This is a genomic window from Streptomyces spiramyceticus (genome assembly GCF_028807635.1).
GTDB lineage: Bacteria > Actinomycetota > Actinomycetes > Streptomycetales > Streptomycetaceae > Streptomyces > Streptomyces spiramyceticus.
Window position 1 is genome coordinate 276681 of the sequence record NZ_JARBAX010000001.1, and the last position, 22123, is coordinate 298803.

20 protein-coding genes and 3 pseudogenes are annotated in these 22123 nt (G+C 70.5%); 14 read left to right on the forward strand and 9 right to left on the reverse strand.

Annotated features, from left to right (window positions below; all coding sequences use genetic code 11):
* The first annotated feature begins 126 nt into the window (after positions 1 to 126).
* The 3 genes from PXH83_RS01070 to PXH83_RS01080 all read left to right on the forward strand — a co-directional run bounded on the left by PXH83_RS01070 (position 127) and on the right by PXH83_RS01080 (position 3134).
* Positions 127 to 588 carry a GNAT family N-acetyltransferase gene (locus PXH83_RS01070; protein WP_274555591.1) on the forward strand — a complete coding sequence of 154 codons (462 nt, stop codon included), beginning with the start codon at positions 127 to 129 and terminating at the stop codon, positions 586 to 588.
* 162 nt (positions 589 to 750) lie between these two features.
* Positions 751 to 2115, forward strand: a complete 1365-nt coding sequence (locus tag PXH83_RS01075) for a hemolysin family protein (protein WP_274555593.1) — start codon at positions 751 to 753, stop codon at positions 2113 to 2115.
* Positions 2112 to 3134: a hemolysin family protein gene (locus tag PXH83_RS01080; RefSeq protein WP_274555595.1), complete on the forward strand. Its 1023-nt coding sequence runs from the start codon at positions 2112 to 2114 to the stop codon at positions 3132 to 3134. Before PXH83_RS01075 ends, PXH83_RS01080 begins: the two co-directional genes overlap by 4 nt.
* A 5-nt stretch (positions 3135 to 3139) precedes the next feature.
* Here PXH83_RS01080 and PXH83_RS01085 read toward each other — a convergent pair whose 3' ends face one another.
* Entirely contained in the window at positions 3140 to 3385 is a 246-nt protein-coding gene (locus PXH83_RS01085; protein ID WP_274555596.1) for a holin, read from the reverse strand.
* Positions 3386 to 3542: 157 nt separating this feature from the next.
* Here PXH83_RS01085 and PXH83_RS01090 point away from each other — a divergent pair, with 157 nt between their 5' ends.
* From PXH83_RS01090 to mug, 3 genes are all read left to right on the forward strand, one after another.
* The gene (locus tag PXH83_RS01090) at positions 3543 to 4322 is read left to right on the forward strand and encodes an SGNH/GDSL hydrolase family protein (protein WP_274555597.1); all 780 of its coding nucleotides are present in this window, start codon (positions 3543 to 3545) and stop codon (positions 4320 to 4322) included.
* A gap of 111 nt (positions 4323 to 4433) precedes the next feature.
* Positions 4434 to 5876, forward strand: a complete 1443-nt coding sequence (purB, locus tag PXH83_RS01095; protein WP_274555598.1) for an adenylosuccinate lyase — start codon at positions 4434 to 4436, stop codon at positions 5874 to 5876.
* Between the two features lie 10 nt (positions 5877 to 5886).
* On the forward strand, positions 5887 to 6459 hold the full coding sequence (mug, locus tag PXH83_RS01100) for a G/U mismatch-specific DNA glycosylase (protein WP_274555599.1): 573 nt from the start codon (positions 5887 to 5889) through the stop codon (positions 6457 to 6459).
* Here the strand turns inward: mug and PXH83_RS01105 are convergent.
* The 3 genes from PXH83_RS01105 to PXH83_RS01115 are packed head-to-tail and all read right to left on the reverse strand — an operon-like array spanning position 6437 to position 8606.
* Complete coding sequence (locus tag PXH83_RS01105) at positions 6437 to 6874, reverse strand: hypothetical protein (RefSeq protein ID WP_274555601.1); 438 nt, start codon at positions 6872 to 6874, stop codon at positions 6437 to 6439. The genes mug and PXH83_RS01105 overlap by 23 nt on opposite strands.
* 56 nt (positions 6875 to 6930) lie before the next feature.
* Entirely contained in the window at positions 6931 to 7668 is a 738-nt protein-coding gene (locus PXH83_RS01110) for an ABC transporter permease (RefSeq protein ID WP_274555603.1), read from the reverse strand.
* Positions 7669 to 7670: 2 nt separating this feature from the next.
* Complete coding sequence (locus PXH83_RS01115; protein WP_274555604.1) at positions 7671 to 8606, reverse strand: ATP-binding cassette domain-containing protein; 936 nt, start codon at positions 8604 to 8606, stop codon at positions 7671 to 7673.
* Between the two features lie 108 nt (positions 8607 to 8714).
* Between PXH83_RS01115 and PXH83_RS01120 the strand changes: the two genes are divergently transcribed.
* The 3 genes from PXH83_RS01120 (at position 8715) to PXH83_RS01130 (ending at position 11802) form a co-directional block, all read left to right on the forward strand.
* Positions 8715 to 9890 (forward strand): sensor histidine kinase, encoded by a 1176-nt coding sequence (locus PXH83_RS01120; RefSeq protein ID WP_274555606.1) that lies wholly within the window; start codon positions 8715 to 8717, stop codon positions 9888 to 9890.
* A 4-nt stretch (positions 9891 to 9894) separates the two neighbouring features.
* Positions 9895 to 10545 (forward strand): response regulator, encoded by a 651-nt coding sequence (locus PXH83_RS01125; protein ID WP_274555608.1) that lies wholly within the window; start codon positions 9895 to 9897, stop codon positions 10543 to 10545.
* Positions 10546 to 10644: 99 nt separating this feature from the next.
* Positions 10645 to 11802, forward strand: coding sequence for an ROK family protein (locus PXH83_RS01130; protein WP_274555610.1), 1158 nt, complete (start codon positions 10645 to 10647; stop codon positions 11800 to 11802).
* Positions 11803 to 11842: 40 nt separating this feature from the next.
* On the opposite strand, the gene PXH83_RS01135 is transcribed toward PXH83_RS01130, so the two are convergent.
* Entirely contained in the window at positions 11843 to 12607 is a 765-nt protein-coding gene (locus tag PXH83_RS01135; RefSeq protein WP_274555612.1) for a GntR family transcriptional regulator, read from the reverse strand.
* A gap of 182 nt (positions 12608 to 12789) precedes the next feature.
* Positions 12790 to 13671: an RNA polymerase sigma-70 factor gene (locus PXH83_RS01140; protein ID WP_274555614.1), complete on the reverse strand. Its 882-nt coding sequence runs from the start codon at positions 13669 to 13671 to the stop codon at positions 12790 to 12792.
* 164 nt (positions 13672 to 13835) lie between these two features.
* On the opposite strand from PXH83_RS01140, the gene PXH83_RS01145 reads away from it, so the two are divergent.
* Positions 13836 to 14666 carry an alpha/beta fold hydrolase gene (locus PXH83_RS01145; RefSeq protein WP_274555616.1) on the forward strand — a complete coding sequence of 277 codons (831 nt, stop codon included), beginning with the start codon at positions 13836 to 13838 and terminating at the stop codon, positions 14664 to 14666.
* Between the two features lie 141 nt (positions 14667 to 14807).
* Here PXH83_RS01145 and PXH83_RS01150 read toward each other — a convergent pair.
* Positions 14808 to 15593 (reverse strand): annotated as a pseudogene (locus tag PXH83_RS01150) (EamA family transporter); the annotation flags it as partial.
* Between the two features lie 247 nt (positions 15594 to 15840).
* Between PXH83_RS01150 and PXH83_RS01155 the strand changes: the two are divergent.
* Together PXH83_RS01155 and PXH83_RS01160 are read left to right on the forward strand one after the other, a co-directional pair.
* The gene (locus PXH83_RS01155) at positions 15841 to 17430 is read left to right on the forward strand and encodes an alkaline phosphatase D family protein (protein ID WP_274555618.1); all 1590 of its coding nucleotides are present in this window, start codon (positions 15841 to 15843) and stop codon (positions 17428 to 17430) included.
* 139 nt (positions 17431 to 17569) lie between these two features.
* On the forward strand, positions 17570 to 19036 hold the full coding sequence (locus PXH83_RS01160; protein WP_274555620.1) for a GNAT family N-acetyltransferase: 1467 nt from the start codon (positions 17570 to 17572) through the stop codon (positions 19034 to 19036).
* Here the strand turns inward: PXH83_RS01160 and PXH83_RS01165 are convergent.
* Positions 18963 to 19535: pseudogene (locus tag PXH83_RS01165) on the reverse strand (PLP-dependent transferase); the annotation flags it as partial. The gene PXH83_RS01160 and the pseudogene PXH83_RS01165 overlap by 74 nt on opposite strands.
* Here PXH83_RS01165 and PXH83_RS01170 point away from each other — a divergent pair.
* Positions 19532 to 19696, forward strand: a pseudogene (locus PXH83_RS01170) (Lrp/AsnC family transcriptional regulator); the annotation flags it as partial. The pseudogenes PXH83_RS01165 and PXH83_RS01170 sit on opposite strands and share 4 nt — an antisense overlap.
* A gap of 107 nt (positions 19697 to 19803) precedes the next feature.
* Positions 19804 to 21489, forward strand: coding sequence for a DUF885 domain-containing protein (locus PXH83_RS01175; RefSeq protein WP_274555622.1), 1686 nt, complete (start codon positions 19804 to 19806; stop codon positions 21487 to 21489).
* A 111-nt stretch (positions 21490 to 21600) separates the two neighbouring features.
* Here PXH83_RS01175 and PXH83_RS01180 read toward each other — a convergent pair whose 3' ends face one another.
* A complete protein-coding gene (locus PXH83_RS01180) occupies positions 21601 to 22122 on the reverse strand; it encodes a rhodanese-like domain-containing protein (RefSeq protein WP_274555625.1) in 522 nt (173 codons plus the stop codon).
* Position 22123: the final 1 nt, after the last annotated feature.

A 22123-nucleotide genomic window follows, 5' to 3' on the forward strand; every position in this document is an offset into this window, starting at 1 on the left:
CCTGGAGACCTTCGGTCCGGTGATCGAGGAGCTGCGCGGCAGCTGATCGCCTCGGCTTCGCCGGCCACGGCGACCACATCCCGGAATCTGTTCGACGCCGCGGTGTGCCAGTGGTGGGATGACGCCATGGATGATCTACGTATACGGGCGGCGGGGCCCGACGACCTCGACGCGGTTCTGGCCTTCTGGAAGGAGGCCGCCGAGGGGACGAGCATCAGCGACGACCGGGCCGGCATCGAGCGGCTGGTCGCCCGCGACCCCGAATCGCTGCTTCTCGCGGAGCTCGACGGTGAGCCTGGTGGTGGGGCCGGTGGTGGGGCCGGTGGTGCGCTCGTCGGCACAGTGATCGCGGGCTTCGACGGCTGGCGCTGCCATCTGTACCGGCTGGCGGTGCACCCGGACCGGCGGCGGCGCGGCATCGGCTCCGCACTGCTCGCGGCGGCGGAGGAGCGGTTCGTACAGCTGGGAGGGCGGCGCGGCGACGCGATGGTGCTCGACCGCAACGAGCGCGGGCACCATGCGTGGCGGGCGGCGGGGTACGCGCCGGAGCCTCAGTGGTCGCGCTGGGTCAAGCCGCTGGTGGGCTGACTCCCGGGTTTTTTCGTTTTGCCCCTCCTTTACCATGGGCGGACCATTCACCACTTCTGAAAGGTGTGAGCGTCCGCCCATGGGCGAGCCTCCCAGTAGTCGACGTAGGCGACATCGCGCAATCCTCCCGTCCCTGCCGGATCATGGGACGGAGGTGAACCGATGACCGAAGTGCTTCTGCTTCTGGTGGCCCTGCTGCTCTCGCTGGCCTGCGGAGCCTTCGTCGCGGCGGAATTCTCGCTCACCACGATCGAGCGCGGAGATCTTGAGCGGGCCGTCGAGCGCGGCGACCGTGGCGCGGCGAGCGCGCTCAAGGCCGTGCGCAGCCTGACGTTCCAGCTTTCCGGCGCTCAGCTCGGCATCACCGTCACCAACCTGCTCGTCGGCATGCTCGCCGAGCCGTCGGTCGCCAAACTGATCCGCGGTCCGGTCCGGGCCCTCGGCGTGTCCCCGTCGACGGCCTCGTCGGTGGCTCTGGTCATCGGTACGGCGCTGTCCACTGTCGTTCTGATGGTGGTCGGCGAGCTCGTGCCCAAGAACTGGGCGATCTCGTCGCCGCTGGGCGTGGCCAGGGTGGTCGCCACCCCGCAGCGGGTGTTCAGCTCGGCCTTCCGCCCGCTCATCAGCCACCTCAACGGCACGGCGAACCGGATCGTCCGGCGCTTCGGCCTGGAGCCGGCCGAGGAGCTGGCGTCCGCACGCAGCCCTCAGGAGCTGGTCGCGCTGGCACGGCACTCCGCGAAGGCGGGCGCGCTGGAGGCCGACACCGCAGAGCTGTTCGTACGGACCCTCAACCTGGCGGAACTGACCGCGGAGAACGTGATGACCCCGCGTGTGCAGGTCACCGCGCTCGATGTGCAGGCCACGGCGGAGGACGTCGCCAACGCCACCCGCGCCACCGGTCTGTCCCGCTTCCCCGTCTACCGCGGCAGCCTCGACGCGGTCGTCGGTATCGCGCACATCAAGGACGTGCTACCCCTGCCTGCCGACCGCAGGCGGCTGTTTCCCGTCTCCGAGATCCTGCGCGAGCCGCTGCTCGTACCGGAGTCACTGACGGTCGACCGGCTCCTGGACCGGCTGTCCGGCAAGCGCACCATGGCTGTGGTCATCGACGAGTACGGCGGCACGGCGGGCGTCGTAACGCTGGAGGACATTGTCGAGGAGGTCGTCGGCGAGGTGCGCGACGAGCACGATCCGCACGAGACACCGGACCTCGCCCCGGCCGGCGACGACGCCGACGGGCGTGCGCTCTGGTCGGCGGACGGCGCGGCCAGGACCGACCAGCTGGAGCGGGTCGGACTGCGCGTGCCCGACGGCCCGTACGAGACGCTCGCCGGGCTGGTCGCGACAGAGCTGGGACGTATCCCGGTGGTGGGCGACCGTATCGAGCTGGCGGGCTGGCAGCTGGACGTGGTGGACGCCGGGGGGCGCCGGGCGGCGCGGGTGCTGCTGCACGCGCCTCCGGCCACGGACGACGCGTCCGGTTCAGACGCGTCCGGTTCATGGGAAGAGGGGGCCGGACGATGATCGTGATCCAACTGCTCGTCGGCCTGCTCACGCTGGTCGTCAACGCCTTCTTCGTCGGCGCGGAGTTCGCGCTGATCGCCGTACGCCGCAGCCAGATCGAGCCGGACGCGGAGGCGGGGAACCGGCGGGCGCGCAGCGTCCTGTGGGGACTTGAGCACGTGTCGGCGCTGCTGGCGGCGGCTCAGCTGGGCATCACGCTGGCCACCCTGGTGCTCGGTGTGGTCGCCGAGCCCGCCATCGCACATCTGCTGGAGCCGGTGTTCCACGCGGTGGGTCTGCCGGACGGGCTGATCCACCCGGTCTCGTTCGTCATCGCGCTGGCGGCTGCGACGTACCTGCACATGCTCTTCGGCGAGATGGTGCCGAAGAACATCGCGCTGGCCGAGCCGGTTCGTACCGCGCTGCTGCTCGGTCCGCCGCTGGTGGCGCTGGCCCGTGGGCTGCGGCCGGTGATCTTCGCGATCAACGCCTTCGCCAACGCCCTGCTCAAGCTGTTGCGGGTGGAGGTCAAGGGCGAGGTGTCCGCGACCTTCTCGGACGACGAGCTGGCGCGGCTGGTCACGGACGCGGGCCACGCCGGCCTGCTCGACGACCGTGCGGCCGAGCGGCTGCACGACGCCCTGGAACTGGGCCGCCGTCCGGTGGTGGACGTGGTCATGCCGGTGGAACGCGTGGTGTTCGCCCAGGTGTGGACGACGCCGGAGGATCTGGAGCGGCTGTCGGCCGAGTCGGGGTTCTCCCGCTTCCCTGTCCTGGAGGGCCTGCGGATCCTGGGCTACCTGCACGTGAAGGACGCGCTGGACGCCATACCGCGCGATGTGCCGTTCCCGGTCTCCGCGCTGCGGCCGATCGCCCGGGTGCGGGCGACGACGCCGCTCGACGACGTACTGACGGCGATGCGGCGCAGCCGGACCCACCTGGCGGCGGTACTTGACGAGAACGGCAACCCGGCCGGGCTCGTCACGATGGAGGACGTACTGCGCGAGCTGGTGGGCCGGCCGGACCAGCGGCAGGCGTAGCCGCTTCAGCCGACGGGAGTAGGAGCGCGGTCCGTGGTCTCCGTGAGGCCCGGGCCGCGCGCTCCGAAGCCGGACGCACCGATGGCGGTGAGAACGGCGAGGAGTGTCGCGAAGCCCGCCGTGGAAAGCGCGGCGGGCCATTCGATGTCGATCAGGTTCGTCGCCCCGGCGGTGAGGACCGCGGCGAGTGACTGCGCGAAGGTGCGCACCGCGCGCTCCGCGGTGGCCTTCCAGAATGCGGCACTGAACATGGCTCGCTCCTTCTCCCGTCACCCGGCGCCCTGTTGGGGACTGGTGTGGGGACTGTTGGGGACCTGTTCCCGGGATACCGCGGCCGACCGGCTCTGGACAGACCTTGGACAAAGCCTGGACGGCTGCCTCGGGTGACCGGGATACGATCACTCCGCCATGGAGATGAATGCCACCTACACCAGCCTTGTCGCGGTCGGCGACTCGTTCACCGAGGGCATGTCGGACGCCCTTCCCGACGGCTCGTACCGAGGCTGGGCGGATCTGCTCGCCGCGCGGCTCGCGGCGCGCACGCCCGGCTTCCGGTACGCGAATCTCGCCGTACGCGGAAAGCTGATCGGGCAGATCGTCACCGAGCAGGCCGACGTGGCAGCGGCCATGCGTGCGGACGTCGTGACGCTCGTGGGCGGGCTCAATGACACGCTGCGGCCGAAGGTCGACATGGGCAGGGTGCGCGGGCTGCTCGAAGAGGCCGTCGAGAAGCTGGCACCGTCCTGCAAGCAGCTGGTGCTGATGCGCAGTCCCGGCCGCAACGGTCCGGTGTTGGAGCGCTTTCGCCCGCGCATGGAGGAGCTGTTCGAGTTCGTCGACGAGCTGGCGGAGCGGCACGGCGCTCTGGTCGTCGACCTGTACGGCGCCCCTGTGCTCGCCGATCAGCGGCTCTGGCACGTCGACCGGCTGCATCTGACGGCGGAGGGGCACTGGCGGGTCGCCGAGGCGGTGTGGCAGACGCTGGGGCTCGCGGCCGAGGACGACTGGCGGGCGCCGCTCGCGCCGGGTGTGCTGCCGGGCTGGGCGGCGCGGCGCGGAAGTGACCTGCGGTTCGCGCGCGAGCATCTGGTGCCGTGGATCGGTCGTCGCGTCACGGGGCGGTCGTCGGGAGACGGTCGACCCGCGAAGCGCCCCGAGCTGCTGCCGTACGACGCCCCGCTGCCCTAACGGTCCGCATCTCACCTCTCGTCCCGCGTCACTCCCCCCTCGTCCCTCGTAGCAAGCAACAAACAGGGCCGCGGCGCTGGCCTGCAGAAACCGCCAGTAGAATCTGGTCACGTGACTGCCAAGCCCCGCATCCCCAATGTCCTCGCCGGCCGCTACGCCTCCGCACAGCTCGCCGACCTGTGGTCCCCCGAGCAGAAGGTGAAGCTGGAGCGTCAGCTCTGGCTCGCCGTGCTCCGTGCTCAGAAGGACCTCGGGATCGAGGTTCCGGACGCCGCCATCGCCGATTACGAGCGTGTACTCGACCAGGTCGACCTGGGGTCGATCGCCGAGCGCGAGAAGGTCACGCGCCATGACGTGAAGGCGCGCATCGAGGAGTTCAACGCGCTCGCGGGCCATGAGCAGGTCCACAAGGGCATGACGTCCCGCGACCTCACGGAGAACGTCGAGCAGCTTCAGATCCGGCTCTCGCTCGAGCTGATGCGCGACCGTACGGTCGCGGTGCTGGCGCGGCTGGGCAAGCTGTCCGGCGAGTACGCGGAGCTGGTCATGGCCGGCCGCTCGCACAATGTCGCGGCCCAGGCGACGACCCTCGGCAAGCGCTTCGCCACGACGGCGGACGAGCTGCTGGTGGCGTACGGCCGCCTTGAGGAACTGCTCGGCCGCTACCCGCTGCGCGGCATCAAGGGCCCGGTGGGAACGGCCCAGGACATGCTGGACCTGCTCGGCGGAGGCTCCGAGGGGGCAGCGAAGCTGGCGGACCTGGAGCAGCGGATCGCCTCTCACCTCGGCTTCTCGCAGGCCTTCACCTCGGTGGGCCAGGTGTACCCCCGGTCGCTGGACTACGAGGTCGTGACTGCGCTGGTGCAGCTCGCGGGTGCGCCCTCCTCGATGGCCAAGACGATCCGGCTGATGGCGGGCCACGAGCTGGTGACGGAAGGGTTCAAGCCCGGCCAGGTCGGCTCGTCCGCAATGCCTCACAAGATGAACACCCGCTCCTGCGAGCGCGTCAACGGCCTCATGGTGATCCTGCGCGGCTACGCCTCGATGACGGGCGAGCTGGCGGGCGACCAGTGGAACGAGGGCGACGTGTCCTGCTCGGTGGTGCGCCGGGTCGCGCTGCCCGACGCGTTCTTCGCGTTCGACGGTCTCCTTGAGACCTTCCTGACTGTGCTCGACGAGTTCGGCGCCTTCCCGGCGGTCGTGGCGCGCGAGCTGGACCGCTACCTGCCGTTCCTGGCCACGACCAAGGTCCTCATGGCTTCGGTACGCGCCGGGGTCGGCCGCGAGGTCGCGCACGAGGCCATCAAGGAGAACGCGGTCGCCTCCGCCCTGGCCATGCGTGAGCAGGGCGCCGAGCGCAACGAGCTGCTGGACAAGCTCGCGGTCGATGAGCGCATCCCGCTGGACCGGGCGCAGCTGGACGAGCTTATGGCCGACAAGCTGTCGTTCACCGGGGCCGCCGCCCAGCAGGTCGCGGCAGTGATCTCGCGTATCGAGGAGATCGTCAAGCAGCACCCCTTGGCTGCCGGGTACGTCCCCGGGTCGATCCTGTGACGCGTACGGCATGACACCCGAAGAGCTCCTGGCCGCCCGCGACCGCCTCGTTCCCGATGTGGCCGCGGGCGGCCTGCGTGTCCTCTTCTGCGGCATCAACCCGGGACTGATGTCGGCCGTGACGGGCCACCACTTCGCCCGCCCGGGCAACCGCTTCTGGCCGGTGCTGCACCTCTCCGGCTTCACCCCACGGCAGCTGAAGCCGGCGGAACAGGACGAGCTGCTTTCGTACGGTCTCGGCATCACCAATGTGGTGGCGCGGGCCAGCGCACGGGCCGACGAGATCAGCGACGAGGAGTTCCGCGAGGGCGGGCGGCTCCTGACAGCAAAGGTCGAACTGCTCCGGCCCAAGTGGCTCGCGGTAGTCGGCATCACCGCGTACCGCACTGCTTTCGGCGAACGGAAGGCCGTCGTCGGGCCGCAGGAGCGGACGATAGGCGAGACCCGGGTCTGGGCGCTGCCCAACCCGAGCGGGCTCAACGCCCACTGGACAGCACAGACCATGGCCGAGGAGTACGCCAGGCTGCGGGCTGCGGCGGAAGGCGTCCCCGACCAGCGCCTTAGGGCGGGTCCGTCTCGGTGACTACGGCCACCAGCTGGAACGGGAGCTCCTTGTCCCAGTGGGAGACTCCCAGGGCGATCCAGTGACCGTCGACCTGCCAGATGTACACGTACGGGACGGAGTTGCTCAGTTCGTTCCATGGGTCCGGTATGTCCTCTCCATTGAAGCCACGCTCTAACAGGCTCCACAGACTGAACTGCTGCGGCTGTCCCCAGCGTCCGCTCAGCAGAACCGCCAGGGCTTCGCACTCCGCTTCGAACTGCGCGGCGACGTCTTCGCGTCGCGTGCCGTCGTCCTCCCAGAAGTCCTCGCTGGTGTCCAGCTCGGCGATGTGGAATCCCGGCCCGCTGGTGCCGTGCTCGGTTCTGCCGCACGCCGCGGGGAAAGCGCGGGCGCGCAGCAGATCGACAGTGGCGAGATACCGTGCGGTGCTCATGCCGTCAGTAAACCGTCCCGCACTGACAATTGGTCTACCGGCAGTTGGCCTTCCGGTCAGGCGTCGCGGCGCCGGAGGGCCCACCATCCGGCAAGCACCGCCGCCGCTGCCCAGGCCGCGGTGACCGCGAGACCCGTCCACGGGCCCAAAGCGCCTTGCGGATACTGCTGGAGCACCAACTGGCCTGCGCGGTCCGGCAGATACTCCACAACACCCTTGGCCACACTTCCGATGACAAAGGGAACAATCAGAATGAAGGGTATGAGCAGGCTCAGAACGGCGACTCCGCTGCGCAGCAGGGTGGTCAGGCCGGCCGCGAAGAGGGCCATCAGCGCGAGGTAGATACCGCTGCCGACGCAGGCGCGCAGGGCGCCCGGGTCTCCGAGTCCGATGGCGTACTTCCCCATGAAGGCCTGTCCCCCGAGGAACGTCACGAAGCCGGTGATCAGCCCCACGGCGAGCACCGCACCGCCGACGAGTGCCATCTTCGCGGCGTAGAAGCTTCCTCGGCTCGGCACAGCGGCGAGCGATGTCCGCAGAGCGCCGTTCACATATTCGGAGGACACTGCCGTGACCCCGAAGGCCACGGCGGCGATCTGGCCGAAGTTCAGGGCGTAGAAGGCACCGAAGACAGGGTCGGATTCGCCGCCTTCGGCTTCCGCCTGGCCCACGGTGGCGCTGACGAGAACGGTGATGGCGACCGTGACGGCAAAGACCGCGATCAGCGATCCGGAAATGGAACGCATGGACCTGATCTTGATCCACTCGGAGTGCAGAACTGCTGTGGTCGGCATGGTCAGGCCTCCTGCGGGGTCGTGACGGGCGTGGCGGCGAACTCTGCGTCCGTGGCCGTGAGGTCGAGATAGGCCTGTTCCAGCGAGGCCTGCTCGTCGGAGAGTTCGAGGATCGGGATGCCCTCTCGGGCGGCTGTCGCCCCGATGTCCTCAGCTTTCGCACCGTCGACGGTCCACAGTCCGCCGCCGTCGCCTCCCTCCAGTGCGAATCCGGCGCGGGTCAGTGCGGTGCGGAGCCGGTCCGGCTCGGTGGTGCGCAGCCTGACGCGGGGCCGGCTGCGGGCGTCGAGGAACTCCTGCATCGGGGTGTCGGCCAGCAGCCTGCCGCGACCGAGGACGACGAGGTGGTCGGCGAAGGACGAGGTCTCATTCATCAGGTGGCTTGAGACGAGGACCGTGCGGCCCTCGCGGGCGAGCCTTTTCATCAGCTCGCGGATCCAGATGATGCCCTCCGGGTCGAGACCGTTCGACGGCTCGTCGAGCATCACCACCGATGGGTCGCCCAGCAGGGCGGCGGCGACACCCAGCCGCTGCCGCATGCCCAGCGAGAACGTTTTGATCCGGCGCGTGGCGACCTGCGCGAGGCCGGATTCCTCCAGTACCTCGTCGACGCGGCGCAGGGATATGCGGTTGCTGGCGGCGAGGATGCGCAGATGGTCCCGGGCGGTGCGCGACCCGTGCGCGGACTGGGCGTCGAGCAGCGCGCCGACCCGCCGCAACGGCTCGTCGATCGCTGCGTATCGCTGACCGCCGATCGTGGCTGTGCCGGACGTGGGCCGGTCCAGGCCGAGGACGAGGCGCATGGTGGTGGACTTGCCGGCGCCGTTCGGGCCGAGGAATCCGGTGACGCGGCCCGGCCGCACCGTGAAGGTGAGCCGGTCCACGGCGCGTTTGGTGCCGTATTCCTTGCTGAGTTCTTGGACGTCGATGCTGTTCATGGATCCAGATTGGCTTCGGCGCCCTGCCTGCTGCCTCCCCCACGCGTGGGGATCATCTCCCCCGTGCGGGGGAGCCGTCGCACCATGGCCCGCTGGCAGGATGACCGCATGTTCCGATATCTCCGCCGGCTGACCCACGGGGTCACCTACACACGATGGCTGCACCTGTGCATCCCGGTGTCGATCTTCAGTGTGTGGATGTATATCTCGCTCGATACGTGGTACTTCCCAGCGCTGTTGATGCTTCCGCTGGGTCTGATTCGCGCGGTGAGGCTGGAAGAGGGGCTGCAGGCCCAGCTGTTGCTGACGCCCGACGAACGGGGGCGAGCCGATCCCACCATCGCCGCCGCACCGTCCGTCACCTGGGCCGAGCGCTGGAAGACGGTGTGCTGGATCGAGGTGCGGATGGCCCTCTCCGTGGTCGCGACGATCGTAACCTTCTGGCTGCCGATCCTCACCGTCGAAATGATCCTGTTCTCGTCCGGAGCGGCCACGACGGGAAATATCTGGCTGATGTCGGACATGGAGCCGCACTGGTGGTACGCGCCGCTCGCGCCGGTGCCGCTCGCAGTGATGCTCGTCAGCATTCCGGCTCTTGGAGACCTGGTCACGTTGATGGCCCGCCGCCTGCTCGGCCCCTCGCCCAAGGAGCGGTTGCTGGCCATGGAGGAGCGCACCGAGCAGCTTCTCGAGCGAAATCGCATCGCGCGCGAACTGCACGACTCGATCGGGCATGCCCTGACCGTGGCCGTCGTTCAGGCAGGCGCGGCGCGGGCGGCGAAGGACCCGGAGTTCACCGGCCGGGCGCTGGCCGCGATCGAGGAGACCGGGCGGGACGCGCTGGAGGACTTGGAGCGGGTGCTGCGCGTGCTGCGGGAGGAGCGGAAGCCGACCACCCAGCGTCCGACACTCGCCGAGGCGAGCCGCCTGTTCGATTCCGCCCGCGCGTCGGGGGTGAAGCTCGACGTCGAGGTGGCCGGGCCCCTGTCCGGCGTGCCGGGCCCGATGTCACGCGAGGGTTATCGCATCCTCCAGGAGTCGCTCACCAATGTGCTGCGCCACTCCGGCGCTGTCCCGGTCCGGGTGCGGATGGCTGTCGCGGATGGGCGGCTGGAGCTACAGGTGTCCAACCCGCTGAGCGGATCGCCCGGTTCCCCCGGCGGTGGCAGTGGGCTGCGAGGGATCCGTGAGCGGGCCGCGCTGCTCGGCGGGAACGCCAAGACTGGTCCGTACAACGGGGAATGGATGGTGCACGCGAGCCTGCCGCTGGACCGAATACGCTGATCGAATGCCGGTTACCGTTCTTCTGGTCGACGACGAGCCTCTGGTGCGCGCGGGTCTGCGCGCCGTCCTTGAGGCACAGCCCGATATCGAGGTGGTGGGTGAGGCGGCCGACGGCGCCGCGGTCGTGCCGCTGGTGCGCCGGCTACGTCCCGATGTGGTCGCCATGGATGTACGGATGCCTCTGATGGACGGCATCGAGGCCACCCGCGTGGTGCTGCGCACCATCGACTCGCCGCCGAAGATCCTGGTGGTGACGACATTCGAGAACGACGAGTACGTGTACGAGGCACTGCGGGCCGGGGCCGATGGCTTTCTGCTCAAGCGCGCCCGGCCGACCGAGATCGTGAATGCGGTGCGGCTCGTTGCCGAGGGCGAGTCGCTGCTGTTCCCCGCCGCCGTCCGCGCCCTCGCCGCCGAGTACGGCAGCAACAAGGCGCGCGCGGCCCTGGACCGTGCCGCGCTCACCGAGCGGGAGGAAGCGGTGCTCCGGCTCATGGCGCGCGGGCTGTCCAACGCCGAGATCGCCGGGAAGCTCGTCGTCGGCAGCGAGACGGTGAAGACCCATGTCAGCGCTGTGCTGGCCAAGTTGGGTGCCCGGGACCGCACCCAGGCGGTGATCGCCGCATACGAGTCCGGCTTCGTCTCCCCGAGCTGATCCGGCCCCGGTGCGCAGACCTGCCCGGGCGCGGCTCGCTGTGCTCCGGAACCAGCGAGTACGATCCGGCAAACACGCGACGAGCTGGGAGGAAACACCGTGGGGCGGTTGACCGGCGGGGACCCCTCTCTGCTGCGGCGGATCAATTCCGCCGTGGTCCTGCACGCCCTGCGGGGCGCCGGCTCCCCCACCCTCACCGACCTGACCCGCGTCACCGGGCTGTCCCGGCCGACGGTCGAGGGTGTGGTCGAAGGGCTGATGGTGACCGGGCTTGTCGTCGAAGCCCCGCCCGAAGAAGGTGAGGCCCGACGCCAGGGGCGGCCCGCGCGCAGGTTCCGGTTCCGGGCCGAGGCGGGCCACCTGATGGGCGTCGAGATCGGTCCGCACCGGATCGCCGCCCTGCTCTCCGGCCTCGACGGCCGCGTCATCGGAGCCGGCTCCCGCGAGGTGTCCGAGACCGCGTCGGCGGACGAGCGGCTCGACCGGGTACGCGCCATGGTCGCCGACGTGCTGCGCCGCGCCGGCGTCGCGCGCGGTTCGCTGCGCGCCGTCGGCGTCGGCACTCCCGGCATCGTGGAGGCGGACGGTACCGTTCGGCTCGGTACCGCCCTGCCGGACTGGACCGGGCTGCCGCTCGGCGAACGGCTCCGCCGCTCCTTCCGCTGCCCCGTGCTGGTCGAGAACGACGCCAACGCCGCGGCGGTCGCCGAGCACTGGAAGGGCGCCGCCGTCGAATCCGACGACATCGTGTTCGTCATGGCCGGGCTGAGCCCTGGCGCGGGTTCGCTGATCGGCGGGCGGCTGCACCGCGGCTTCGGCGGCGCCGCCGGCGAGATCGGCGCGCTGCACCTGCTGGGCCGCGAAGTCACGCCGGAAAGGCTGCTGTCGACGACGGACGAGCCGCTGCATCCGCTGGACGAGCAGGCGGTGGCCGCGGTGTTCCGGCAGGCCAGGCAGGGGGATGCGGGCGCGCAGCAGGCCGTCGAGCGGTTCATCCAGCGCCTGGTGCACGATGTGGCTGCGCTGGTCCTCGCGCTCGACCCCGAGCTGGTCGTGGTCGGCGGGTGGGCGGCCGGTCTGGACGGCGTACTGGAGCCGCTGCGGGGCGAGTTGGAGCGCTACTGCCTGCGTCCGCCGCGGGTGGCCCTGTCCCTGCTCGGTGAGGCGGCCGTGGCGACGGGCGCGCTGCGCCTCGCCCTCGACCACGTCGAGGAGCAGCTTTTCGCCGTCGAGGGAACGGTAACGGCCCGCCGCTGAGTGCGACGGGCCGCCCGAAGTCCAGCAGCGGGGCGGGCGATCAGGACGCCTTGCGCTCCTGCGTGTGGTGACTGATCTCCAGGTCGCCCGAGTCGCCGAAGGTGAGCCGGCAGGTGTCGGCCCGGTACGTGGCCACCGAGACCGCGGCGGTCCTGCCCTCGGCGAAGTAGCGCGTGGTGACGACCAAGACGGGCGCCCCGGGCAGCCGGTCCAGCTCCTTGGCGTCGTCGGCGCGGGCGGAGCCGAGCTCGACGGCGCGGTCCTGGCCGTCCATTCCGAGGCGCTGCAGACCGCGCAGCACGCTGCGCGCGCGTGCCGCTCCGGACGGGGCTTCGATGGCGGGCAGTTCGGGCACGGACGCGACAGGAACGTACAGCAGCTCGGCCGCGACCGGCTGGCCGTGGGTCACCCGGATCCGGCGCACTGTGTGCACCTCGTCCTCGCCCGCCACGTCGAGCAGCCGCGCCACCGCTCCCGGGGGCACGGCATCCGTGCAGTCGACGGGCTGCCAGGCGTCACCGGCGGCACCGGGCCACCCGTGCTGCGAGGTTCCGACGTCGACGCCCATGCGTGGCGGGGCGACTGTCGTGCCGACGCCGCGGCGGCGTTGCAGGCGGCCTTCCAGCTCCAGCTGTTCCAGTGCCTGGCGGAGCGTGGCGCGGGCGACGCCGAAGCGCGCGGCGAGTTCACGCTCGTTGGGCAGGATCTCTCCGACCGCGAAATCGGAGTCGAGTGCCTCGCTGAGGACGGTCTTGAGGTGCCAGTACTTCGGCTCCGGCACAGTGTCGAGCTGCGTGGTCCCCACCCTGATCCTCCGCAATCTCCGTGTCCGCGAACGCATCCGCGGACGTGTCCACGGACATGTCCCCGACGTGCCCGTGACGGCTTTCCGTGCCCTTGTTTATTAAAGGTTCCTGCACTAACTCTGCGACCATAAGTCTGCGGTCCCCCTTGGTCAAGACCAATCCCAGGGGGCAAACGCGGACTTTACGGGGCGAGTGCGGCAATTTTGTCGGGGTTACGCACGATATAGACGCACTGGACCAGACCGTCCACCACATCCAGCTGGAAGACGGCGTCCGGCACCCCGCCGGACAGGATCAGCAGCGCCGGCCCGCCGTTGAGCTCCAGGAACCGGAACTCGCTCTGCACGATGGGCTGCTTGGCCACGGCGAAGAGGAATCGACCCACCTTGTCTGCGCTCTGCATGACCCGCAGCGGCGCCTTTGCCTTGCCGCCGCTGTCGCCCACCAGCCGGACGTCCGGAGCAAGCAGCAAGAGCAGTGCGTCGAGGTCCCCTCCCGACGCGGCGGCGAGGAAGCGCTCGGTGACGTCGCGGCGCTCGGCCGGGTCGACGTCGAATCTGGGCCTGCCCTCCTCGACGTGCCGGCGCGCACGTCCCGCCAGCTGCCGTACGGCCGATTCCGAGCGGTCGAGCGTGGCGGCGATCTCTGCGTACGGAAAGCCGAACGCCTCCCGCAGGACGAAAACGGCGCGTTCCAGCGGCGAGAGCGATTCGAGGACGACGAGGACCGCGAGCGAAACGGAGTCGGCGAGCATCGCGCGCTCGGCGGTGTCCGGGACGGCGGCCCCGAAGTCGGTCACGACCGGCTCGGGCAGCCACGGCCCGACGTACGCCTCGCGCCGTGCCTGTACGTGCCGCAGCCGGTCGATCGCGAGCCTGGTGGTGATGCGGCACAGGTAGGCCCGTGGTTCTCGCACGTCGTCGCGCGTCTCGGCCGACCAGCGCAGCCACGCCTCCTGTACGACGTCCTCGGCGTCGGCCACCCGGCCGAGCATCCTGTAGGCCACTCCCGTCAGGACGGGCCGGTGCTCTTCGAAGACGTCGGTCACGGTGTCGGCAGTCACGTTCCCCATCCCAGCCGACCACTTCCACGCTGTCCAGGCGGCATCGGTGCGGGACAGAGCACATTGGCCGGTACGGGTTGGCCCCTTGAACTCCAAGCTACTGAGCGGTAATTGTTGTTGACGCGGTGTCTAAACGCCGACCCCCGACCCCAGGGAGCAGCAGCATGGCCGCAAAGGTCTCCTTCACGACCGAGTCCGCCACGGGCAGTCACACGCTCTCCGTGGCATACGAACGGGCGGGCGCCGGCGAGCCGCTCCTTCTGCTGCACGGCATCGGCCATCACTGGCAGGCCTGGGAGCCGGTGTTCTCCGCACTGGCCGCCGAGCGGGATGTGATCGCCGTCGACCTGCCCGGTTTCGGCGAGTCGCCCGCGCTTCCCGACGGCCTGTCCTACGACCTGTCGACGGTGGTCCCCACACTCGGCGCGCTGTGCGAGGCCCTCGGCATCGAGCGTCCGCACGTCGCGGGAAACTCTCTCGGCGGCCTGCTCGCCCTGGAGTTGGGCCGCCACAAGCTCGTACGGTCGGTGACGGCCCTCTCCCCCGCAGGTTTCTGGTCGCAGAGCGAACGCCGGTACGCGTTCGGGGCTCTGCGCGGAATGCGCTTCGGGGCGCAGGCCCTGCCGCTGCCGCTCATCGAGCGCCTGGCGGGCACGGCCGCCGGGCGGGCGGCGCTCACCAGCACCATCTACGCGCGGCCCGGGCGGCGTTCACCGAAGGCCGTCGTCGCGGAGACCCTGGCGCTGCGCGACGCGACCGGGTTCAGCGAGACGCTCGCGACCGGGGGTTCAGTCCTGTTCACCGACGACGTGCCCGGCATACCCGTCACTGTCGCGTGGGGCAGCAAGGACCGGCTGCTGCTTCGCCGGCAGGGCATCCGGGCCAAGCGCGCCATACCCGGGGCCCGGCTGGTCAGGCTGCCCGGCTGCGGCCACGTCCCGATGAACGACGACCCCGCGCTGGTGGCCCGTGTCATCCTCGACACCAGCCGCTGAGACGACGGGTACGACGGGTGCGACGGGTACGGCAGCCGCTGCAACGGGCCCGGGGCGCCCGCCGAACGCGCCCGATCCGAGCCCCACACCGGCGCACACCAGCGCGCTGCCCGCGATCTGTGCCGCACCGTACGCCCCGGTCCCGACCAGCGGTGCGGTCATCGCGGCCGCGACGGGGATGAGCCCGGAGAAGAGCGTGGCCCGCTCGGCGCCGATCCGCTGCACGCCCATGTACCAGCACACGAAGCCGACGACGGTGACGACCACGGCCTGCCACACCAGCGCAACGCCCTCACCGGGACTGGGCAGCCGCAGCCAGTCGGCGCCGTCGTGCAGCACGCCGATCAGGGTGGATTCGACGGCGGCGACACCGCAGCCCGCGGCGGACAGCAGCTTGGGGCCGAGCGGTCGCAGCACGGGCACGGCGATGACGGCGAACCCGACCTCCCCTGCAAGTGCCGCGACGGACCAGCCGATCCCGGCCGCGTCGGTACGCCCCCACCCCTGCACCGTGAAGGCACCGGCGGCGACCAGCAGGGCGCCGTATACGACGAGCCGGGTGGGGCGTCGGCCGTCCAGGAGGGGGACGAGCACGGCGACGACCACCGGGGCGCAGCCGACGAAGACGCCGGGTACGGCCGGCTCTGCGGTGCGTTCCGCAGCAAGGACGGCCAGGTTGAAGCCGACCATTCCTACGGCGGAGAGCAGGGCGATCCTGCCCCACTGGCGGCGAGTCAGTTTCCGCAGCGGTGCGGTGCCGCCGCGGCCGAGGAGGGGCAGGAGGAGCAGGCAGGCAAGGCCGTAGCGGATTGCCTGGCCCCCCGCGTACGGATAGTCGCCGAGGACACTATTGGCGGTGAAGGAACCGCCGACCAGGACACAGGCGAAGGCGGCGAACAGCGACCCTCTTACGGATGTGGCGTTCATGGAGCCCACGCTAGGCAGTGAACCGGCCTCCTTTAAGGTCCACTTCCATGGCGCTGTCGGAGACCAATTCGGCGGCGTACGCCTCCGATTGGGCCGCCGCTCGCCTGCGCGACATCAGTGGTTCGTCGAACCGGTTCCCCCTTGCCCGGGGCGGTTGTTCACTTGGGGTTCGCGTGGTCGCCGTGGCCGGGCACTAGGCATGGCGTCGCACACCGGACCCGACCGAATCGCCCCTGGAGGCGCCTCGATGCCGTACCGACCGCAGAGCCTGTCCCCCGACCGACGCGCCCTCCTGCGCGGCTCGCTCGCCGCATCGGCCGCGCTGGCGTTGCCCGCTGTCGGCGCGGCGGCGGCCCCCGCCCTGGCACTCTCCGGGCGGCCGCGCGCCGGATGGGGCGTACAGGCCGGCGATGTCACCGCCTCTTCCGGGCTGGTGTGGGTACGGTCCGACCGCCCGGCCCGGATGATCGTGGAGACGTCGGCAACCGAATCGTTCCGCCACTCCCGCAGATGGCACGGGCCCCTGCTCGGGGCGGGTACCGACTTCACCGGTACGACACCGCTGCGCGGGCTCCCCGCGGGCGAACAGGTGCACTACCGCGTGGTCCTGGCCGATCCCGACGATCCGCGTCGCACCGGAGAGCCGGTCCACGGGACGTTCCGTACGGCCTCGGCGAAGCGCAGCGACGGCGTCCGTTTCCTGTGGTCCGGCGACATAGCCGGGCAGGGCTGGGGGATCAATCCGGACATCGGGGGCTATCGGGTGTACGACGAGATGCGCCGCCTCGACCCGGACTTCTTCCTGTGCAGCGGCGACACCGTATACGCGGACGGGGTGATCAGGCCGACCGTGACACTGCCGGACGGACGGGTCTGGCGGAACATCACCACGGAGGAGAAGGCGAAGGTCGCCGAGACGCTGGCCGAGTTCCGGGGGAACTTCAGGTACAACCTGCTGGACGAGAACCTGCGGCGATTCAACGCACAGGTGCCGTCGATCGTGCAGTGGGACGACCATGAGGTACGCAACAACTGGTACCCGGGCCAGATCCTCGACGACGTCCGCTACACCGAGAAGAACGTGGACGTACTGGCTGCGCGGTCCATGCGCGCATTCGGCGAGTACTTCCCGGTCTCCACGCTGCCCGCCCGCGGCAAGGACCGCGACGGCCGCATGTACCGGGTCGTCAGGCAGGGCCCGCTCCTCGACGTCTTCGTGCTGGACATGCGGACGTACCGCAATGCCAACTCCCCCGGCCGCCAGCCGGACGACACGACCGGCATCCTCGGCGCCGCACAACTGGCGTGGCTGAAGCGGGAGCTGTCGCGCTCGCGCGCGGTGTGGAAGGTCATCGCGGCGGACATGCCGCTGGGCATCGTCGTCCCGGACGGGGCGGCCAACTTCGAGGCGGTCGCACAGGGCGATCCCGGGGCGCCGCTGGGGCGGGAGCTCCAGATCGCGGAGCTGCTGCGGCACATCAAGCACGCCCGCATCACCGGCACCCTGTGGCTCACGGCCGACGTGCACTACACCTCGGCCCAACACTACGACCCGTCCCGCGCGGCCTTCAAGGACTTCGCACCCTTCTGGGAGTTCGTGTCCGGCCCACTGGCCGCGGGCGGCTTCCCGGCGACCGGACTCGACGCCACCTTCGGTCCCGACCAGGTCTTCCTCAAGGCACCGACGCGGGCGAACGTGTCGCCGATGGAGGCCCCGCAGCATTTCGGCGAGGTCGAGATCGACGGCGGGAGGGGTGAGCTGACGGTGCGGTTGCGGGCCGAGGGCGGCGCGGTGCTGTTCAGCAAGACGCTGCAGCCGGGCCTCGTCGGCCAGTAGAGACGGACCGTAGAGATGGACCGTAGAGATGGATTCGTAGAGATGGTTGAAAACGGTCACTAAACTCCCAGAAGCACACTTAACCCATCAGTCACAAAGCGTTCGTGATCACGCAACACCGGTCGGCCACAGTGGTGCCATGAGGAAACTGACTGACCCAGCTCCCGCAACTGACGTAACGTCCGCGAAGAGGACCCGCCGTACACACCACTGGCGGCGGGACCTCGTCGAACTCGCCGCCCTGTTCACCGCGGTGGCCGTCGCCGACGCTATCGCGAACATGGTCGCGCACGGGCCGGACGGGCCGTTCCTGCTCATCGCATCGGCCGTGGTCCTCACGGCCACGGCCGGATTCCACACGTGGTGGGCACGACGGCACAGCCATTCCCCGCCGACCGCCGCACCGGGCAACGGGAAGTCGGACAAGAGCGAGTCCGGTGCCCCGGAGCCCGGCCCGGACACAGCGCTGTGGCGAATGCGCACCACCGTCAAGGACGAGCCCGGCAGCCTGGCGCTGCTGTGCACTGCCCTGGCCAGGCACCGGGTGGACATCCTCACCCTCCAGACGCATCCGCTCGCCGAGGGCACCGTCGACGAGCTCCTGCTGCGCGCCCCCGCCACGCTCCAGGCCGCGCAGCTCAGCGGGGAGATCGCTGCCGCCGGCGGCAGCGACACCTGGCTGGAGCGCGCCGACGCCCACGACCTGGTGGACGCGCCCACCCGGGTGCTCGGTCTCGCCACCCGTACAGCTCTTGATGCTGCGGAACTGCCGCTGGCCCTGCGCCAGTTGCTCGGCCGTTGCACCATCCACTCGCTGCCCGCCACCACCCTCACCGGCCGCCCCACCGGCGAGACCGCACCCGTCGAAGGGGTGCTCGACAGCACGGTGATGAAGCTGCGCGACCCGTCGGGCGGCGCCATCACGATCGAGCGCCCCTATCTCCCGTTCACTCCCACCGAGTTCGCCCGGGCCCGCGCCCTCGTGGAGCTCGATGCCCGGCTCGGCCCCCGTATGCCGCGCAGCGAGGACATCCTGACTCTCCCGGAGGGCAACGAGATCACCGTGCGCAGGGCAGGCCCCGACGACCTCGAAGCCGCCCGCGCGATGCACGACCGCTGCAGCGACCGCACCCTGAACCTGCGGTATCACGGCCCGGTCGGCGACGCCGACCGCTACCTGAGCCACCTGCTCAGCCCGCGCTACGGCCGCACCCTCGCCGTCCAGACCGCGTCCGGCCGCCTCGTCGCTCTCGGACATCTGCTCTGGGACGGCGACGAGACCGAGGTCGCGCTGCTCGTCGAGGATGCGTGGCAGCGCCGCGGCATCGGCTCCGAGCTCCTCGGCCGTCTGGTGGTCATGGCCCTGGACGCACGGTGCGAGAGCGTCTACGCCGTCACCCAGTCTTCCAACACCGGCATGGTCGCGGCCATGCGCGGCCTCGGCCTGCCGCTCGACTACCAGATCGAGGAGGGGACGCTGGTGGTCACAGCCCGGCTGAGTGCAGCGACCGTACGATCCCGCCTTCCGTACGAGCAGACCCAAGAGTCCGAGCTGACCCAGCAACATCACCAGACCCAGCAACCTCAGCAGGCCCAGCGGCGCTGAGTGCCCCGCACAGGTCCCGCCACGGGTCCTCGGTGTCCTCCAGCCCGACCGACATCCGCAACAGCCGGTCGTTGACGCCCGCGGTCCGCCGGTCTCCCTCGGCCACAATGCGGTGGCTGATGGAGGCCGGGTGCTGGACGACCGAGTCGACGCTGCAGAGGCTGACGGCCGGTGTGATCAGCCGTACGCCCGCGATCACCGCGTGCGGGTCGCCGCACACCTCGAAGGCCACCATCGCGCCGCCCACCTTCGGGTAGTGGACCTGCGCCACGCGCGGATCGGCGGCCAGCCGCCGGGCCGGCTCTGCCGCGGTCGCCGATGCCGCCCGCACCCGTACCGGCAGGGTGGAAAGCCCGCGCAGCAGCAGATATCCGGCCAGCGGATGCAGTACGCCACCGGTCGCGAACCGCACCTGCCGCAACAGCCGTGCGAACTCCTCGTCGCAGGCCACTACCCCGCCCATGACGTCGCCGTGCCCACCCAGGTACTTCGTCGCTGCGCCGATGCGGCGTGATTCTCGGGCATCAGCTGCGTCTGGATCCGGCCAAACTCGGCCGTGGCCTTGAAGCGCTGCTTTCGGTCCAGGTGCGGCCGCACCGCCGCGAGCTGATCGGCCCGTTCGTCGAACGGATCACGGCGCTGCCCGAGTCGCGCGCGCTCTAACCTCTGCTGCCGCCGGTCCAGGGCGCATCCCAAGACCATCGGCATCAGGCCGCTCACCCCGGACGGTAGTGACGCGGGGCTCATCCTCGTACGAGGATGTCCGCATGTCTGATACTTCGAGCAGCGCGCTCCCGCGCCAGGTCGCCGACGCGTACGTCGACGCACTCATCGCCCTCGACCCGATCCTCGGCACGTACCTGGGAGTCAAGGAGAGTTCCAGCAGGCTGCCGGACTTCTCCCCCGCAGGGCAGGAGGCAATCGCCGAGCTGGCCCGCACCACGCTCGCCGGGCTCGACGAGGCGGAGCGGCCGACCGGCGCGGACAGTGACGCCGAGCGCCGCTGCGGGCGGCTGCTGCGCGAGCGGCTGACCGCCGAACTCGCAGTCCACGAAGCCGGCGAGAGTCTGTGCACCGTCAGCAACCTCCACTCCCCCGCGCACAGCATCCGCGGCGTCTTCACGGTGACGCCGACCGAGACCGAGGAGGACTGGGTCGCGGTGGCCGAGCGGCTGCGCGCGGTGCCGGAGGCGCTTGAGGGCTACCGGGCGTCGCTCGCGCTCGGCATGGAACGCGGGCTGCTCGGCGGGCCGCGCGCCACGGAGACGTTCACCGGCCAGCTGACCGAGTGGGCGGGCACCGAGCGCGGCTGGTTCGAGGACTTCGCGGCGGCCGGCCCCGACGCGCTGCGCGCCGAACTGGACGCGGCGGCGCGCGGCGCCACCCACGCGGTCGTCGCGCTGCGCGACTGGATGCGTGATGTGTACGCCCCGGCGGTCAAGGGGGCGCCCGACACGGTGGGCCGTGAGCGGTACGCCCGCTGGTCGCGCTACTTCAACGGCACCGACCTCGACCTCGACGAGGCGTACGCGTACGGCTGGTCCGAATACCACCGGCTGCTCGGCGAGATGAAGGCCGAGGCCGAGAAGATCCTGCCGGGCGCGGCCACCCCGTGGGAGGCGCTGGCCTGGCTCGACGAGCACGGCACGCACATCGAGGGCGTCGAGGAGACCAGGGCCTGGCTGCAGGGCCTGATGGACGAGGCCATCGAGGCACTGGACGGTACCCACTTCGAACTCGCCGACCGCGTACGGAAGGTGGAATCCCGCATCGCGCCCCCCGGCAGCGCGGCGGCCCCGTACTACACCACACCCTCCGAGGACTTCTCGCGCCCGGGCATCACCTGGCTGCCGACGATGGGCGAGACGCGCTTCCCGGTGTACGACCTGACGTCGACCTGGTACCACGAGGGCGTCCCGGGCCACCACCTCCAGCTCGCGCAGTGGGTTCATGTCGCGGACCAGCTGTCCCGTTACCAGGCGACCGTCGGCATGGTCAGCGCCAACGCCGAGGGCTGGGCGCTGTACGCGGAGCGGCTGATGGACGAGCTGGGCTTCCTCGGCGACCCGGAGCGCAGGCTCGGCTACCTGGACGCGCAGATGATGCGGTCGACGCGGGTGATTGTCGACATCGGCATGCACCTGGAGCTGGAGATCCCGGCGGACTCGCCGTTCCACCCCGGCGAGCGCTGGACGCCGGAGCTGGCGCACGAGTTCTTCGGCATGCACAGCGGGCGGCCCGCGGACTTCGTGGAGAGCGAACTGACCCGCTATCTGTCGATGCCGGGACAGGCGATCGGCTACAAGCTGGGCGAGCGGGCCTGGCTGCTGGGCCGCGAGAACGCGCGCAAGGCGCACGGCGACGCCTTCGATGCCAAGGCGTGGCACATGGCGGCGCTTTCGCAGGGGTCGCTGGGCCTCGACGACCTGGTGGAAGAGCTGTCGAAGCTCTGACCGCTGTTTGTACGGGTGCGGTATCGGCGGCCGGGGTTCAGATGAGCTCAACTGAGCTCAACTCCATGAGCCCGGCCGCCGTCGCACGGAACCTGCGCCACCGCTCGGCGGTCAGCAGCCGCAGTTGTCTGACCCGACGGGCGCCGTCAGCGGGTCGGCGTCGCGCTGCTGCCGCCCCTCCCACGTCTCGACCTCGAAACCCTCGCGGATCCAGTACTCGATGCCGCCGAGCATCTCCTTGACCTGGTAGCCGAGTTCGGCCAGGGCGAGGGCCGCGCGGGTGCCGCCGTTGCAGCCGGGGCCCCAGCAGTACGTGACGACCGGGACGGACTTGTCCAGAAGCCGCTCCGCCTGCGCGGGGATCAGCGCCGTCGGCAGGTGCAGGGCGCCGGGGATGTGCCCCTGGTCCCACGACTCGGTCGAGCGGGAGTCGATCACTACGAAGCCGGGGTCGTCGCCGGAGGTGAGGACGGAGGCGACGTCGGACACGTCGGCGTGGAAGGCGAGGCCGGCGCCGAAATAGGCGGCTGCGGCTGCGGGAGAAGCCGGCGGGACGCGAAGAACGGCGTTCGTGGCGGCAGTGACGGTGGCGGACGTGGGGGCCTGGGGAGTGCTGAGCGGTGTCGTTGTCATG